The sequence below is a fragment of the uncultured Leifsonia sp. genome (assembly GCF_945957465.1).
Classification (GTDB): Bacteria; Actinomycetota; Actinomycetes; order Actinomycetales; family Microbacteriaceae; genus Leifsonia.
The window spans coordinates 87,627-103,606 of record NZ_CAMFLC010000006.1; the positions used below are offsets into that span (position 1 = coordinate 87,627).

General features: G+C 70.1%; 13 protein-coding genes. 6 read left to right on the top strand and 7 right to left on the bottom strand.

Annotated features, from left to right (window positions below; genetic code table 11):
* The first annotated feature begins 3 nt into the window (after positions 1–3).
* From Q0Q23_RS05015 to Q0Q23_RS05030, 4 genes are all read left to right on the top strand, one after another.
* Entirely contained in the window at positions 4–480 is a 477-nt protein-coding gene (locus tag Q0Q23_RS05015; protein ID WP_295120251.1) for a GbsR/MarR family transcriptional regulator, read from the top strand.
* A 303-nt stretch (positions 481–783) separates the two neighbouring features.
* Positions 784–1,185 carry a hypothetical protein gene (locus Q0Q23_RS05020; protein WP_295120254.1) on the top strand — a complete coding sequence of 134 codons (402 nt, stop codon included), beginning with the start codon at positions 784–786 and terminating at the stop codon, positions 1,183–1,185.
* Positions 1,186–1,217: 32 nt separating this feature from the next.
* Positions 1,218–3,209, top strand: a complete 1,992-nt coding sequence (locus Q0Q23_RS05025; protein ID WP_295120257.1) for a M13 family metallopeptidase — start codon at positions 1,218–1,220, stop codon at positions 3,207–3,209.
* Positions 3,210–3,367: 158 nt separating this feature from the next.
* A complete protein-coding gene (locus Q0Q23_RS05030; protein WP_295120261.1) occupies positions 3,368–4,282 on the top strand; it encodes a serine hydrolase in 915 nt (304 codons plus the stop codon).
* Between the two features lie 27 nt (positions 4,283–4,309).
* Here the strand turns inward: Q0Q23_RS05030 and Q0Q23_RS05035 are convergent, their stop codons facing one another.
* From Q0Q23_RS05035 to Q0Q23_RS05045, 3 genes are all read right to left on the bottom strand, one after another.
* On the bottom strand, positions 4,310–5,992 hold the full coding sequence (locus tag Q0Q23_RS05035) for an FtsX-like permease family protein (protein WP_295120264.1): 1,683 nt from the start codon (positions 5,990–5,992) through the stop codon (positions 4,310–4,312).
* A 114-nt stretch (positions 5,993–6,106) separates the two neighbouring features.
* Positions 6,107–7,255: a peptidoglycan-binding protein gene (locus tag Q0Q23_RS05040; RefSeq protein WP_295120267.1), complete on the bottom strand. Its 1,149-nt coding sequence runs from the start codon at positions 7,253–7,255 to the stop codon at positions 6,107–6,109.
* A 7-nt stretch (positions 7,256–7,262) separates the two neighbouring features.
* Positions 7,263–7,769, bottom strand: a complete 507-nt coding sequence (locus Q0Q23_RS05045; RefSeq protein WP_295120270.1) for a hypothetical protein — start codon at positions 7,767–7,769, stop codon at positions 7,263–7,265.
* A 145-nt stretch (positions 7,770–7,914) separates the two neighbouring features.
* Here Q0Q23_RS05045 and Q0Q23_RS05050 point away from each other — a divergent pair, with 145 nt between their 5' ends.
* Both Q0Q23_RS05050 and Q0Q23_RS05055 read left to right on the top strand, forming a co-directional pair.
* Positions 7,915–8,580 (top strand): response regulator transcription factor, encoded by a 666-nt coding sequence (locus Q0Q23_RS05050; RefSeq protein WP_295120421.1) that lies wholly within the window; start codon positions 7,915–7,917, stop codon positions 8,578–8,580.
* On the top strand, positions 8,577–9,866 hold the full coding sequence (locus Q0Q23_RS05055; RefSeq protein ID WP_295120272.1) for a HAMP domain-containing sensor histidine kinase: 1,290 nt from the start codon (positions 8,577–8,579) through the stop codon (positions 9,864–9,866). Before Q0Q23_RS05050 ends, Q0Q23_RS05055 begins: the two co-directional genes overlap by 4 nt.
* Positions 9,867–9,923: 57 nt before the next feature.
* Here the strand turns inward: Q0Q23_RS05055 and Q0Q23_RS05060 are convergent, their stop codons facing one another.
* The 4 genes from Q0Q23_RS05060 to Q0Q23_RS05075 form a co-directional block, all read right to left on the bottom strand.
* A complete protein-coding gene (locus Q0Q23_RS05060) occupies positions 9,924–12,494 on the bottom strand; it encodes a DUF2156 domain-containing protein (protein ID WP_295120274.1) in 2,571 nt (856 codons plus the stop codon).
* 53 nt (positions 12,495–12,547) lie between these two features.
* A complete protein-coding gene (locus tag Q0Q23_RS05065; RefSeq protein WP_295120275.1) occupies positions 12,548–13,936 on the bottom strand; it encodes a glycine--tRNA ligase in 1,389 nt (462 codons plus the stop codon).
* Between the two features lie 65 nt (positions 13,937–14,001).
* A complete protein-coding gene (locus Q0Q23_RS05070) occupies positions 14,002–14,625 on the bottom strand; it encodes a GNAT family N-acetyltransferase (RefSeq protein WP_295120277.1) in 624 nt (207 codons plus the stop codon).
* A gap of 32 nt (positions 14,626–14,657) precedes the next feature.
* Positions 14,658–15,962 (bottom strand): glutamyl-tRNA reductase, encoded by a 1,305-nt coding sequence (locus tag Q0Q23_RS05075; RefSeq protein ID WP_295120280.1) that lies wholly within the window; start codon positions 15,960–15,962, stop codon positions 14,658–14,660.
* Between the last annotated feature and the right edge of the window lie 18 nt (positions 15,963–15,980).

A 15,980-nucleotide genomic window follows, 5' to 3' on the forward strand; every position in this document is an offset into this window, starting at 1 on the left:
GGCATGGCCAGGGACGAGCAGGCTCTCGCCGACATGATGGAGCACTCGGCGGCGGTCCTCACCGCCGCCGGGTTCCCCAAGATGCCCGCGCGCGTGCTGATGGCCCTGACCGTGACGGAGTCCGCCGGTCTCACAGCGGCTCAGCTCGCCGAGCGACTGGATGTGAGCGCCGCCGCGATCTCGGGGGCGGTGCGCTACCTTCAGACGCTGGGTATCGTCCGCCGGCTCTCGCAGAACGGCAGTCGCCGCGACCTCTACCAGATGCCCTCCGATTGGTATTCGCTGATGGTGAGCAACAGCCCCATCTACGGCGTGCTCGCCGACCAGGCCGAGACCGGCCTCGCTGCGATCGATGACCCCGCCGACCCGGCGACGGAGCGTCTGCGCGATATGGCGGGCTTCTACCGATTCATGCAAGAGCGGCTGCCGGTCATGATCAACGAGTGGGAGCAGATCCGGGCGGAGCGCCTCCGCACCTGATGAGGCTTGCTCGACACGCCCGGCCGGGATCGATTTGCAAAACTCTACATATCAACAATAGAGTTTCAGGCGCGCCTGAATCGGGCGCCGCGCTGTCTCGTGGGGGGAGTCAGCTGCGCCGGTTGTCGGGCGGGAGTCCGGCGATCGGGCTCGAGTGCACGCCGGATCCCAGGGGGCCGCGCCTTCGAGTCCGTTGCTGATCGGTGCCGGGGCGGCACTGCGTCCGCCCGACTTCCGGCGCGCCGCGCGAGGGCGCTTGCCAAAATCTGAAATGCTAGCCTTCGAACTCATCCAGGGAGCACCATGCGTTTCACCAGTCCGGCCCAGAAGGCGCTCGTCGTCGTCGTGCTGCTGGTGGTCGACCTCGGGCTGGTCCTGCTCTTCGACGCACTGCACTCGGAGGTCGCCTCCATCCTGCTGACGACGCTCCAGCTCCTGGGGTGGTACGTCGTATCGCGTGTCTTCCGCGGCCCAGGCGAGCCGGTGCGCGCGGCCCGGCCCTGGTGGCGGATGACGAACCGGCCGCTGCTCTCCGGTGTGCTCGGAGCCGGCTACGGCCTCCTCGCGCTGATCAACATCGGGTTCTCCGTCGCCGGCTACGGCAGCGTCTCCGGCGCGGCCTCGATTCTCGCCGAGCTCGTCCTGGCCGCGCTCTTCCTCCTCTCCTTCTCCCGGCTCCGCGCAGGTGGTCCCGCGCGCGCCTGACAGCCGGGCCGCCCGCCACGTAGGCTGGCCCCATGACGCTCACTTCCGGCATCGCAACCGACGAACTCGACCCCACGATCCGACCCCAGGACGACCTGTTCCGGCATGTCAACGGCACCTGGATCTCCCGAACCGAGATCCCGTCCGACAAGGCGCGCTGGGGTTCGTTCGCGGAGCTCGCGGAGCAGTCCGAGGCTGCCGTGCGCGCGATCGTCGAGGCGGCCCAGAGTGCGCCGGAAGGGACGGAGGAGCGCGCGTTCGGCGACCTCTACACCAGCTTCCTCGACGAGGAACGGGTCGACGCGCTCGGGGCGAAGCCGATCGAGTCGCAGCTCGCGCTCGCGAGCGATGTGGACAGCATCCCGTCGTTCCTGCAGACCCTCGGCCGGCTCGAGCGCCACGGGGTCGGCGGCTTCTACCAGCTCTTCGTGGACAACGACCCGGGCGACCCGGAGCGCTACCTCGTCTTCGCCGAACAGGCCGGCATCTCGCTGCCCGACGAGTCGTACTTCCGCGAGGAGCGATTCGCGCCGGTCCGTGAGGCGTTCGCCGCGCACATCCAGCGCATGTTCGAGCTGGCCGGCTTCGAGGACGCGCCCGAGCGCGCTCAGCGGGTGTACGACCTCGAGGTGGAGATCGCCGCACAGCACTGGGACAACGTGCGCTCGCGCGACTCCCAGAAGACGTACAACCTGTACTCGTGGGCCGACGCCGCGACCCTGTTCGCCGGTGGCGCCGACGCCGGTGGCGCCGCCGAGGGCGGCGCCGCGAACCTCGACAGCTGGGCCGAGGGGCTCGAGGCCCCCGAGGGCGCGCTCGCCGAGATCGTGCTGCGGCAGCCGTCGTTCACCTCGGGCGTCGCCGGGCTGCTCACCGACGACCGCCTCCAGTCGTGGAAGGACTGGCTGGCGTGGCAGATCATCCACGGGTCGGCCCCCTACCTTTCGGGCGACTTCGTCGACGCCAACTTCGACTTCTACGGACGCACCCTCACCGGCACGCCCGAGATGCGGGCGCGGTGGAAGCGCGGCGTCTCCCTCGTCGAGGGCGCGATGGGGGAGGCCGTCGGGCGCATCTATGTCGAGAAGCACTTCCCGCCCACGGCCAAGCGGGCGATGGACGCCCTGGTGGCCAACCTGATCGAGGCGTACCGGCAGAGCATCGAGAAGCTCGAGTGGATGGGTGAGGAGACCCGTCGCCGCGCGCTCGACAAGCTCGGCAAGTTCACGCCGAAGATCGGGTACCCGGTCAAGTGGCGCGACTATTCGTCGCTGATCATCGACCCGACCGATCTCATCGGAAACGTCCGGGCTGGGGCGCTGTTCGAGTTCAACCGCGAGCTCGGCAAGATCGGCAAGCCGATCGACCGCGACGAATGGTTCATGACACCCCAGACGATCAACGCGTACTACAACCCGGGCTTCAACGAGATCGTCTTCCCCGCCGCGATCCTGCAGTACCCGTTCTTCGACGAGGGCCGCGATGACGCCGCCAACTACGGCGCCATCGGCGCGGTGATCGGCCACGAGATCGGGCACGGCTTCGACGACCAGGGGTCCAAGTTCGACGGCGACGGCCGCCTCCACGACTGGTGGACGGCCGCCGACCGGGAGGCGTTCGAGAAGCGCACCGGCAGCCTGATCGCGCAGTACGACGCCCTCGCTCCGGCGCAGGTGCCCGATCACCACGTCAACGGCGCCCTCACCATCGGCGAGAACATCGGCGACCTCGGCGGCCTCGGCATCGCCTGGAAGGCCTACCTGCTGTCCCTCGGCGGCCAGGAGCCTCCCGTTGTCGACGGTCTCACCGGCGCCGAGCGCTTCTTCCTCTCCTGGGCGCAGGCCTGGCAGCAGAAGTCGCGGGACGAGGAGGTCATCCGCCTGCTCGCGATCGACCCGCACTCGCCGAACGAGTTCCGCTGCAACCAGATCGTGCGCAACATCGACGCCTTCTATGACACGTTCGGCGTGACCGAGGCGGACGCGCTGTGGCTCGCTCCGGAGGACCGCGTCACCATCTGGTGAGGCGGTCGGTGCCCCGGCGCGAAAGGTCTCTCGGTGACCCCCCGATCGGGGTAACATCGTGCCTATCGTGTCGGGGCGCCCTCCCCGTCGCGACGCGGCCCGGGGGGACCGCCCAACTGCCGATGGCCCGAGTCGGAAGAAAGAGCCCAGCGCAACCCGTGACGATCCAGACCCCCGAGACCGACCACAGACGCCGCCACGTGACCACGCGTCGTGGGCGCCATCGCGGATCCGCGGCATCGACGCCCGAGGTGTTCACCCGTGGGTTCGACGCGCTCGGCCGGCTGGCCCTGCACGGCGTGCAGGTGTCGGCCCGGGCGACGGACCTGTCGACGGGTGAGGTGCTGTTCTCGGTCGACGACCACGTGGTGATGCCGACGGCCAGCATCGGCAAGGTGCTGCTGCTGGTGGAGGTCGCGGCCCGGCTGCAGTCCGGGCAGCTGAGCCCGCTGGTCCAGCTCGATCGCGCGCCGCAGGACATCGCGGGCGACTCGGGCATCTGGCAGCACCTGCAGGTGCCGGCCCTGCCCGTCGCCGACCTGGCCGCCCTGGTCGGAGCCACGAGCGACAACCTCGCCACCAACGTGCTGCTCCGCCGCGTGGGGCTGGAGGCCGTGAGCGCCCGCACCGAGTCGCTCGGGTTGACCCGCACGGCACTCCTCGACCTGGTGCGCGACCACCGCGGCCCGGACGATGCCCCGCAACTGTCGGTCGGCAGCGCCAACGAGCTCACGTGGCTGTTCTCCGCGCTCGCGCGCGGCGAGGTCGTCGATGCGCAGACCAGCCGCCAGGTGATCTCCTGGCTGTCGCTCAACAGCGACTTCTCGCTGGTCTCGAGCGCCTTCGGCCTCGACCCGCACTCCCACCGCCACCCCGAGCACGGCATCCTGCTCGTCAACAAGACCGGCACCGACGCGGGCGTACGCAGCGAGGTCGGCGTCCTGCGCGGCCCGCGCGCCGGCGTCACGTACGCCGTCTCCACCTATTTCGACGACTCGTCGCTCCCGGCACGCTTGGCGGTCATCGACGGCATGCGGACGGTCGGGCTCGACCTCCTGGAGTACGTCTTCTGACGTGAGAGCGGATGGCCGCTCCCACCCTCAGGCGGTGAGTGCCGACGTCGGCGGGGTCTTCGCCGCACGGACCGCCGGGTAGAGGCCTGCCGTCGCGCCGATCGCCAGGGTGGCGGCGAGACCGGTGAGGACGGTCTCGGGCGGAAGCGTCGTCGGCCAGCCGCTGGCGATCGCCGCAGCAGCCGTCGCGCCGGCGCCGAGGAGGACGCCGAGCGCGCCTCCGGACGCCGAGAGCAGGAGCGCCTCCGCGAGGAACTGTGACCGGATGTGTCCTCTCGTGGCTCCCAACGCCCTCCGCAGACCGATCTCGCGGCGGCGCTCCAGCACCGAGATGATCATCGTGTTCGCCACGCCGATGCCGCCGACGAGCAGGGCGACGGAGCCGAGGCCCACGAGGAGGCCGGTGAAGGCCTGATCGGCGGCACTTTTGGCAGCGAGGGCGTCGGAGGGGCGCGACACCTCGACGTCGGTGGGGGACTGCGGACTGATGGTCCGGTTCAGCAGGCCGCGCACGTGCTCTACGGAGTCGTCGGCCAGGCGCTGATAGACCGTGGTCGGGCTTCCCCCGAAGCCGAAGAGCTCTGTCGCCGATGCCTCGCCGATCAGTGCTCCGGAGTCCAGTTCGGGGGCGAGCGCGACCGGGTCGAGGATGCCCACGACGGTCAGTGAGCGACCCCCCAGCCAGATCTGGGTGCCCGGGGTGACGATGCCGAGCCGCCTGGCCGCCGAGCTGCCGAGCACCACGGCCGGGAACGATCCCGTGGCGGCGTTCAACCAGGTTCCCGAATGCACCGTGCCGCCGACGACCGCGAGCAGGTCGAGGTCGGCCGCGAGGGTCGCGATTCCGCTGGTGGCGGACGGATCGGAGAGCGGGCTGCGGTAGACCTTCTGCTTCAGGTCGGCGACGCTGCTCGCCTTCTCGACACCGTCGAGGAGGCGCACCTTGCCGACCGTATCCGACGGCAGCTCGGTCTGTTCGCCGAACAGGCTCATGCCGGCCTGCGCGGTCAGCAGGTTCGTGCCGAGCGCGTCCAGCTGCGCGGTGAGGCGGGCTTGGCTGGAGGCGGAGATGCCCACCACCGAGATCATCGCCGCGATGCCGATGGCGATGCCGAGCGCCGACAGGACGGCTCTGGCAGGCCGGGAGCGCAGGCCCGCGGTGCCCAGGCGCAGGGCGTCGCGGCCGAGCAGCCGGGAGCGAAGGGTGCGGGGCGCGACCGGGGGTGGCGCGGAGGCCGCGATCGCCGCGGTATCCGACACCACGGCCCCGTCGCGGATCGTGATCCGCCGTGGCAGTCTCTCGGCCAGCTCGGTGTCGTGGGTGATCACGACGATGGTCGTCCCCTGCCGGTTGAGCTCGTGCAACAGCTCGATGATCGCCTCGCCCGAGGCGCTGTCGAGGTTGCCGGTCGGCTCGTCCGCCAGCAGGAGTGGCGGGTCGCCGACGACGGCGCGGGCGATCGCGACGCGCTGCCGCTCGCCGCCCGAGAGCTGTGACGGCTTGTGGGTCATCCGGTGGCCGAGGCCGACGCGATCCAGGGCCCGAGCGGCCCTTCTCCGCCGTTCCGCACGTGGGACACCCGAATAGAGCAGCCCGTTCGCCACGTTGTCGAGCGCGGTGACTCCCTCTGCGAGGTGGAACTGCTGGAACACGAAGCCGATGCGGTGGGCCCGCAGGGCGGAGAGCTCGCCGTCGGAGAGCGCGTGCACGTCCCGGCCGTCGACGAGGGCGGTGCCTGCGGTGGAGGGTCACGCCGGCGCAGGCCAGCACGGGAGGCTCGCCGTAGCTCCGCTCGACGCCGGAGAGGGAGATGATCTCGGAGCTCATAACGACGGCACCACCACGTTCCGGCCCTCCTTCAGGCCCTTCCCGGCGATCTCGACGCGTCCGGCTGCGAACAGCCCGGTCGTCACAGGAACCCGCTCGGTGCTGCCGTCGGGTCGCACGACCTCCACGCCGAACCGGTCGCCGTTCAGTGCGAGGAGCGCCCCGACCGGCACCGAGAGCACGTTCTCCCGCTTCTCAGTGGGGAAGCGCACCATCACCGAGGCCTGTTGGAGCGCGCCGGTCGCCGCGGGATCGTCGAGGGCGATCACCACCGGGATGACCACGGCCTTGCCCCCGCTCGGGGCATCCTTCTCGGTCGGCACGCCTACCGAGGCGACCGTGCCCGTGGTCCGCTTGCCGTCCGGCAGGTCGATGGCGACAGACGCGTCCAGCACGCCGAGCTGCTGGTCGGCCAGCTTGAGGTCGACGCTGACGGATTTGGTCAGGTCGGTCGCCGTGAGCATCCGGGCACCCGGCGCGATCTGGTCGCCGACCGCCGCGCCGAGCTCGGCCACCCGGAGCTCCCCGGGCGCGAAGACGATGCGCCCGAGCGGGATGCTGCCGGTCTGCTCCTGGCCGGTGGCCTTCTGCCAGCGCGTGATCGCAGCTCTGGTCGCCCAGGTGAACTCCTCGTCCGGTGCACGGTCGAAGTGGCCGAGGGCGGTGAGGCTCTCCTCGAGCGCCTTCACGTCCGGTCCGTCGTCCATCCCCGACTCGAACGCGCGCCACGCCGGAATGGTGCCGAGCATCAGGTACGTGGGCTGGTTGTCCACGGCGAAGAGCGATTGGCCGAGGCCGATGCTGGCACCCGCGACGGGCAGCGCAGTGATGACCCCGCCGCTGCCGCTTCCGATGCTGCGCGAGCCGGAATATGCCAGGGTCCCGGTCGTACTGCTGGTGCCCTGCAGTGTTCCCCGTTCGATCGGCGCGGTCGCGGCGTTCAGCTTCTTCGGGGCCGCCGGCTTGCGGTCGGCGGCCCCGGCCGTCAGCACTGCGGCCACACCGCCCCCGGCGAGCAGCGCGGCGAGCACGCACGCGGTCACGATGACCGCCCGCCGTAGCCCGGTCTTCCCCGTTGTGCGGATGTCCACGGATTCGTCTACGTGCACCGTCATCGCGGTGCGCTCCTGTCCGTTGCCGTCCACGCTCTTCCTACCCCTCGGTGACCGACTTGGTGGAGGTGGTGGTCCCCGGCATGCACTTCTTCACGACCTCGTCCGGCGCATCGCTGGGAATGGTGAGCGCACGGGGGTCCTCCGGATCGGGCATGTCGAACCCGGCATCGCGGAAGCACTGGGCGAGCTTCAACGCTTGTTCTTCGAGCTCCGCAGGCGACTTCTGGGTTCCCGGGTCCACCGGGGCGTCGCCGATCTTCCCGATGCACGTGTCGGATGCCGCCTCGTACACTTCCATGTCCTCCACTTTGCTGGCTTGCACGCGACCGTCCGCGTCGGGATCGGGCATGTCGATGCCCTCGTCGCGCATGCACGTGGCGTATGCGAGCTGCCACTCCTTCATGTCCGTGTACGTCTTCCCGGACGATGTCGGCGGCGTGCCGTCTCCGCCCGCGGGCGGAGTGGAACTGCAGCCGGTCATCAGGGCGAGCGCGAGCGGCAGCACGGCGAGGGCTGTCAGGGTGGCGGTCTTCTTGGTGCGCATCAGATCTCCTCATGTGGGTGGTCTTCTCGTGAATCGGACGTCACCAGTCCACTCGTTCGCACGTTGTCAGGCTGTTCAGAAAATGCTTTATGTTTCCTTGATGTCTGACGTGCTGTACTGCATCCACGACCGAAAGAGAGGCACCATGCGCGCATTGATCGTGGAGGACGAGCCGTTCCTGGCCGAGGCCATCCAGACCGGTCTGCGCCGGGAGACCATCGCCGCCGACGTCGTCAACGACGGCGACAGCGCGCTGGAGCACCTCGCGGTCAACGATTACGACGTCGTCGTGCTCGACCGCGACATTCCCGGGACCCACGGTGACGACGTCTGCGCACACATCGTCGCCGCGTACCCCTCGTGCCGTGTCATCATGCTCACCGCGGCGCGCACACTCGGCGACAAGGTCGCGGGCTTCGAGCTCGGCGCAGACGACTACCTGGCCAAGCCCTTCGACTTCCCCGAACTGGTCATGCGGCTGCGCGCACTCGAGCGGCGCACCCAGGCCGCCCGGCCGCCGGTGATCGAGGCCGGCGGCGTCCGCCTCGATCCGTTCCGGCGCGAGGTGTACCGCGGCGGCCGGTTCATCCGGCTGAGCCGCAAGGAGTTCGCCGTGCTCGACGTCCTGATGAACGCCGCCGGGGGAGTGGTGAGCGCCGAGACCCTGCTCGAGAAAGCGTGGGACGCGAACGCGGACCCGTTCACCAACACCATCCGGGTGACCGTCTCGAATCTCCGCAAGCGCCTCGGCGAACCCGCTGTCATCCACACCGTGCCCGGGGCCGGCTACCGCTTCGAGGGCCCGGCGTGAGCGCACAACCCGACGCGAGCCCCCTGCTCTCCTGGCGGCCCCGGTTCACCATCCGGTCGCGCCTGACCCTGACCTACGCCGGGCTGGTGACGGGATGCGGCGCAGTGCTCATCGCCGTCGTCTGGGTGTTCATGCGCTTCGTGCCGTCCTACGCGATCGTCGCGTCCACGACCGCAGACGGCAGTCCGGCGACGTTCGGCACCAGGACCCCGATGCCCGTGGCCACAGCGGAGCAGCCGGCGACCGTCGACACGGAACGCGTCGAAGCCCTTCGGGCCACCGCCCCGTTCTCGGTGACGAGTGAGGCCGATTTCCTGCAGCTGCTGCTGCTCATCTCCGTCGTCGCCCTCGCGCTCCTTGCCGTGCTCAGCGGGATCATCGGCTGGATCGTGGCAGGGCGCGTGCTCCGCCCCCTGAAATCGATCAACGACGCCGCCACCCTCGCCGCGGCCGGATTGCTCGACCATCGCATCGGTCTGCGGGGCCCGAAAGACGAGATCCGCAGTCTCTCCGACACCTTCGACGGCATGCTCGATTCGCTCGCCCGCTCCTTCGAGGCGCATCGTCGTTTCGCCGCCAACGCCTCCCACGAACTGCGGACTCCGCTCGCGACCGTGCAGACCATGATCGACGTCGCGCTCGCCGACCCGGAGGCGGACTCCGCGGCCCTGCGCGCGCTGGCCGGCCGCATCCGCACCGTCAACAGCACGAACCTGCAGACCGTGGAGGCGCTGCTCGACCTCGCCGACATCAGCGAGGGCAGGCTGACGTGCGAGCCCGTCGACCTGGCACTCGTCGTGGCGGGGGCGGCCCGCGCCGTCGCCCCGGAGGCCCGCCGCCGCAACGTGCAGGTTCTGGTCTCGCCGTCGAGCGCGGTGCCCGGGCACTCCGTCGTGCTCGGCGACACCGTCCTCTTGCGGCAATGCATCGGCAACCTGATGCGGAACGCGGTCGAGCACAACCACCACGGCGGAAGGGTTGAGGTCCGCGTATCCGGGCAGGGCGACACCATCGCGGTCGTGGTCCGCAACACCGGGGAGCGCGTCCCCGACGAGATCGTCGAGACTCTGCTCGAGCCGTTCGTGCGGGGCGCCGGGCGCACCTCCGGCGGCGACGCCACCCGCGGGCGCGGTCTGGGCCTCGCGATCGCGGCGAGCGTCGCCGACGCGCACGGCGGCGTCGTGCGGCTGCGCGCCAACCCCGCCGGCGGCCTGCTCGCCGAGCTGCGCCTACCACCGGCTCGTCCCCGCGGGAATCACCCCAGGAACGCACGCTCCGCCGCGTAGTCGAACCAGCGGTCCGCCTCAGCCCGTTTCACGCGGTGCGCTGCGGCGTGTCCGCGCTCAGCGCATCAGCGTCTTGGCGAGCGCGACGTACTCCTTCGCGTTCGCGTCCGGGAGGTACGCGCGGCCGATCGCGTTGCCGATCGCGGGCAGCGCGACCGCGTCGGGGTACGCCATCCACAGTGTCTCGTAGGTCGGGTTGAACTTGCTCTTGAAGGTGAAGAGCGACGCGAAGCCGTAGGCCGGCTCCAAGGTCTTCGCGAGGAAGGCCAGCAGACGGTCCATCACGGCCGGTTCGGCCCCACCCTCGGCCTCGGTCTGGTCGTCGAGGGCGCCGGCGGGCTTGGTGGCGAGCGGCGCGCCCGACAAGCTGAGCACCTCCACGCCCTCTCCGCGCATCCGCTGGGCCGCCGAGGCGATCACGAACTCCATGATCCCGGGGATGCTGCGGTCGGCGCGGCGCATGAAGTCGATCGTGTAGCCCACCACACGGTCGTCGCGCCAACTGGGCAGCCAGCTGGTCACGGCCTGCAGGTCGCCCTGCGGATCGTATGCGAGGTACAGCCGCACCTCCGGGTCCTTCAGCTCGGCCATCCCGCCGAGCGTGAAGCCCATCTCCGGCAGCTCCTTCTCGGAGACCCACTGCTCGCTGAGCGCGACGATCTGGCTCTGCTGCAATGGGGCCAGTTCGTCCCAGGTCGTCCACAGTGTCGAGATGCGCTCCTTCACGCCCCGGTTGTGCGCCTGCCGCACCTTCTGCCAGGGCTTGCCCTGCATGTCGAAGCTCTGCGGGTGCATGAGGGTCTCCTCGCCGACCGAGACGGTCTGCCAGCCGAGCGACTCGAACACCGGCAGGAACGAGCCGTGGATGCTGTAGAACGCGGGAGTCCAGCTGTTGGCGTCGCAGAAGCCGATGAAGTCGATGACGGTCTGCTCCGCGCGCTCGGGGCGGCAGACCGGATCGGACAGGGTGATGGCGACACCGTTGATGACGCGGTACGCCACGGCCGCCTCGCCGTCTTCGGAGAACCAGTAGACATTTCCGGGCCAGGTTCCCATGAATCCCAGTGTCCCGCCGCCGCCGGCGTGGAGCAGCTCGCGGAAATGCACCTCGTCGCCGAGCGTGCGCCCGGTCGACGTCGCCCGGTAGAGCCGCATCGTGCCGATGACGAAGATCGTCCAGAACACCGGTCCGACCCACTGATAGAGGAACAGGACCACCGGCGCCGTCGGCACGATCACCGGCCCCAGCACCGACTCGAAACCCGATGGCACGAAGAGCCTCAGCGTCGAGAGGAACACGTCGCCGATGCTCGCCTCCGGTACGAACGAGCCGAGAGCCGCGAGGCCCGCGATCAGGTAGGCGACTGCGAGCAGGGCGAACGAGACGACGACCAGGATCGTGAAGCGCACGACGGCATCCCGTGGCGCCCGGATCTGGAACTGCCGCCGGGTCGCCAGCAGCAGCACGATCGACGCGAACGGCACCAGGAAGGCGGCCAGCAGCCAGAGCAGCACCTCGATCGCGGGTGCGAGCGCGTCGAGGCTGTCCACCCGCACGTTGACGTCGCCCCCGGGGAGCGCGGTGAACGGCAGCACGATCATCGCGACGTTCACCACGATCCCGAGCAGCCACCCGAAGTGGCGGCCGCGGCGCAGGCCGATCGCCGTCACGATCAGCAGGACCAGCGGCAGCAGGGTGAGCAGCAGGGGTCCGACGCCCTGGATGGCGACCGAGGCGAGCTCGTCGCGGCAGTTGGAGGTGTCGGCGACCCGGCAGGCGGCGAGCACGGAGGCGGCATCCACCTCCTGGTGCAGGAACAGCGCGGCCACGAACGAGAGCGGACCCAGACCGCCCGGCGGCAGCAGCGCCGCGAGGGGCCCGACGGCGGTGATGGCGACGATCGCCGCAACGAGGTTGCGCGTCTCGGCGTGGGAGCTGCGGCGCATCCTCTGGAGGCGGCCCCGTCGCAGGATCACGCCCAGCGCGAGACCGAGCAGTGCGGCGAACAGGCGGTAGACGTTGTTCTGGTCGCCGTTGTAGAGCACGAACATCACCACGACCGCGAACGTCAGCAGCCGGATGCGCCTCCGCCACAGCGTGCTCGCGAAGGCGCTGGCCGCGACGAGCGCTCCGACGATTCCGATGGTCGGGTCGAGCGTGAAGTCGAACTCGGTCGCCCGGGCCAGGATCTCTCCGATGCCGGCCGCGGCCCATTGCCCGAGCACCCCGAGCGTGACGCCCACGACACCCGTGACGAGAAAGGCGAGCACCAGCCGGGCGGTGCCGAGCAGCCGCTCCGCCGCGGCCACGAGTGTCAGAGCGAGCACGAACGACACCACGACCTGGATGGGATCCTCGGGCACGAACAACGCCGTCAGCGGTGTCCACCAGAAGCCCGCGTGGATGGTCGTCGACACACCGGCGGCCCAGACGAGCGCCCCGCCGCCCGCGGTGGCCGCGCTCCACAGCGTCCCGGTGGCGATGGAGGTCGCCAGCACGATGAGCGCGAGCGCGACACTCGCCGGTGCGACCTGAACGTACGCGCGCAGCATCGCCCAGGCCGGGGGTCTCTCCGGCGAGGGAGTGGCCGGCGGGGCCGGCGCGGTGTTGGGGGGAGCCGTGCTCATCGTGTCTCCGTCGCGGTGGCCCCACCTTAGCGGTCGGTGGCCCTGCGCGGAGGTCAGATCTCGCGCAGACGCTCCGCGAGGTAGCGGTCGAGGCCTTCCAGGGGGATGCGCTCCTGCTTCATCGTGTCGCGGTCGCGCACGGTCACCGCGTCGTCCTCGAGGGAGTCGAAGTCCACGGTCACCGCGAGCGGCGTGCCGATCTCGTCCTGCCGGCGGTAGCGGCGGCCGATAGCGCCGGAGTCGTCGAAGTCGACGTTGCGGCGCTTGCGCAGCGTGTCGGCCAGGCCGCGTGCGAGGGGCGAGAGCGCCTCGTTGCGAGAGAGGGGGAGCACGGCGACCTTCACCGGCGCCAGACGCGGGTCGAGGTGCAGCACGGTGCGCTTGTCGGTGCCGCCCTTGGCGTTCGGCACCTCCTCCTCGTCGTAGGCGTCGACGAGGAACGCCATCAGCGCGCGGGTGAGACCGAACGACGGCTCGATCACAAACGGCACATAGCGTTCGTTCTTGTTCTGGTCGAAGAAGCTGAGGTCTTTGCCCGAGTGCTCGATGTGGGTCTTGAGGTCGAAGTCGGTGCGGTTGGCGACACCCATCAGCTCGCCCCACTCGCTTCCCACGAAGTCGAACTTGTACTCGATGTCGATGGTGCGCTTGGAGTAGTGCGCGAGCTTGTCCTTCTCGTGCTCGAGACGGCGGATGTTCTGCGGGTCGATGCCGAGGTCGACGAACCAGTCCCAGCAGAGGTCGATCCAGGTCTGGAACCACTCCTCGTCCGTTCCGGGCTCGACGAAGAACTCGATCTCCATCTGCTCGAACTCGCGGGTGCGGAAGATGAAGTTGCCCGGCGTGATCTCGTTGCGGAACGCCTTGCCGATCTGGCCGATGCCGAACGGCGGCTTCTTGCGTGCGGTCTGCAGCACGGCGGCGAAGTCGGTGAAGATGCCCTGCGCGGTCTCGGGACGCATGTAGTGGAGGCCCGACTCGTCGTCCACGACACCCAGGTAGGTCTTCATCAGACCGGAGAACTGGCGGATGGGCGTCCACTGGCCCACCTTGTCCGGGTGGTCCGGGTCGGCGATGTCGGCGAGACCGTTCGCCGGCGGGTGGCCGTGCTCGGCCTCGTACGCCTCGAACAGGTGGTCGGCGCGGTAACGCTTGTGGGTGATCAGCGACTCGGTCAGCGGGTCGCTGAAGACCTGCACGTGACCGGAGGCCTCCCACACCGCGGTGGGGAGGATGATCGCCGAATCGAGGCCGACCATGTCGCCGCGGCCGCGCACGAAGGCGTTCCACCACTCGCGCTTGATGTTCTCCTTGAGCTCGACGCCGAGGGGGCCGTAGTCCCACGCCGAGCGGGTACCGCCGTAGATCTCGCCGGAGGGGAACACGAATCCGCGGTGCTGCGCCAGCGTGATGACGGAATCCAGTCTCGACGGTGCGGCCATGGGTGCTCCCTGTTCGGTGCCGGGTGGTGTGGGGACCCGTCCATCCTACTGAGGATGCGCGGAGGTCATCGGCCCGCGCGGAACTCCTGCTCGAGGATCGCGAACACCGCGGTGTCCGTCCATTCGCCCTTGGCGATCTCGGTCTGGCGCAGAAGCGCCTCCTGCCGCATCCCGAGGATCTCGCACAGGCGGGCGGAGGCCTCGTTGCGGGCGTCGAGCTGTGCGAAGACGCGGTGCCCGCCGAGCGTGTCGAAGCACAGTTCGAGCAGGCGCGTGGTGGCCTCGGTGGCGTAACCACGACCGTGGACCGCCGGGTGGAAGACCCAGCCCATCTCGAACTTCGCCCACTCGGCCTTCTTGAGGAACAGGCTCACGTGGCCGATGACCCGTCCGTGGCCGCCATCGGGCTCCGGCAGCTCGACGGCGTACACGATCCCGTCGCCGTCGGCGGCGAGCCGGTTCATGGCGATGCGCTTGCGCAGGTGCTCCGCCGACTCGTCGTGGTCGTGCACCTCCCAGTAGAGGTAGCGGGCCACGTCTTTCACACGCTTGAACTCGTGCTCGTTCTCGAGGTCTCCGCTGTTGAGCGGGCGCAGCAGCAGGCGGTCCGTGCGGAGTTCCTCCGCGGCGTACGGGAGCCCGGCGGCGGCGTGCGGCTCTTCGGTGGTGATCGTGGCCTCGTCGCTCACGTGTCCTCCTCGGTCGGTTGTCGGGTGATCCGTCAGGATGCCGCGGTCTCGTCGTCGACGGCGTGCAGCGTCCGCGTCGCCGGCACGTCGTCGACCTCCAGGCCGAACAGGGCGGAGGTCGCGTCGACGAAGGCTTGCGCATCGCCCTGGCGGGCGAGCTCCCTCGCGCGCACCGACGGCGTGTGCAGCAGGACCCCGGCGAGGTGACGCAGGGCCGCCTCGGTCTGCTCCGACGAGTCGCCGCGCGAGCGCGCACGGGCGATCTCGGCGTCGAGGACGCCGAAGACGTGGGAGCGGAGCGCGATGAGAGCCGGCGTCACGGCCTGCTCGGTGGTGCGAGCGGCGAACTCGGCCGCGGCCGCGTCGACGAGCTCGCGGGCGTCGGCGGCGGCGTTCAGCTCCTCCACCGGGGCATGGATGCTGATGGTCTCGAGGTCGAGCAGCTCGACTCCGGACAGCCCGGCGACCGCAGGGTCGACGTTGCGCGGCAGGCCGAGGTCGATGACGAGGCGGCGCTCCGCGGCTCCCGGGAGGCGGAGCGCCTCGGCCAGCAGGGCGTGCGTGACGACGTGGTCGGTGACGGCGGAGCAGGCGACCACGAGGTCGGCGCCCGCCAGCTCCTCGAGGAGGCCTCCCGGCGCCACGGCCGTCACGTCGTGCGAGAGCGCGAACTTCGCCGCCCGTCCGGTGGGCGAGTAGACGCGCACATCGCTCACGCCGTGGTCGCGCAGCGCCGCCAGGCTGGCACCGGCGTACTTGCCCGTGCCCACCAGCAGCACGCGCACGCGACTCCAGTCGGCGACCCGGCTCTCGGCGAGCTCGAGTGCGAGCCGCACCATCGAGCGCCCGGCGGTCATGATGCCGGTGCGGTTCTTGACGCCGCGCGAGGTGCGGGACGCGACCTGGAAGAGGCGTTCGAGGTCGCCGGTCACCGTTCCCGCCGCACGCGCCGTCTGGAGCGCCCGGCGCACCTGTCCGGCGATCTCGCCCTCGCCGACCACGACGGACTCGAGGCCGCTGGAAACGGAGAAGAGGTGCTCGGCGACGTCGTCGTCGCGGTAGACGGAGCTGGAGGCCCGGAGCTCGTCGGCGTCGATGCCGGTGGCGGCACTGACCGTGTCGATGACGGCCTCCGCCGGGACGGCGCGCGCGGCTGGGAGGGGCTCGTCGATGTCGAGGTAGGCCTCGAAGCGGTTGCAGGTGGCGAGAACGACCGATCCGCTCACGAATTCGCTGTGCTCTGCGAGTGCCGCTGTGACGGCCGGCGCATGGCGCTCGAGCCGTTCGAGGAGGTCGAACCCCGCGGTGCGGTGGCTCGACGAGAAGCAGAGAAGCACGGGGGAAAGCCTACGCTC

Excerpts from the sequence above, each read along its gene's own strand:
- Q0Q23_RS05025 (WP_295120257.1), top strand. The coding sequence starts at position 1,218 with ATGACGCTCACTTCCGGCATCGCAACCGACGAACTCGACCCCACGATC.
- Q0Q23_RS05050 (WP_295120421.1), top strand. The coding sequence starts at position 7,915 with ATGCGCGCATTGATCGTGGAGGACGAGCCGTTCCTGGCCGAGGCCATC.
- Q0Q23_RS05060 (WP_295120274.1), bottom strand. The coding sequence starts at position 12,494 with ATGAGCACGGCTCCCCCCAACACCGCGCCGGCCCCGCCGGCCACTCCC.
- Q0Q23_RS05045 (WP_295120270.1), bottom strand. The coding sequence starts at position 7,769 with ATGCGCACCAAGAAGACCGCCACCCTGACAGCCCTCGCCGTGCTGCCG.
- Q0Q23_RS05015 (WP_295120251.1), top strand. The coding sequence starts at position 4 with ATGGCCAGGGACGAGCAGGCTCTCGCCGACATGATGGAGCACTCGGCG.
- Q0Q23_RS05065 (WP_295120275.1), bottom strand. The coding sequence starts at position 13,936 with ATGGCCGCACCGTCGAGACTGGATTCCGTCATCACGCTGGCGCAGCAC.
- Q0Q23_RS05020 (WP_295120254.1), top strand. The coding sequence starts at position 784 with ATGCGTTTCACCAGTCCGGCCCAGAAGGCGCTCGTCGTCGTCGTGCTG.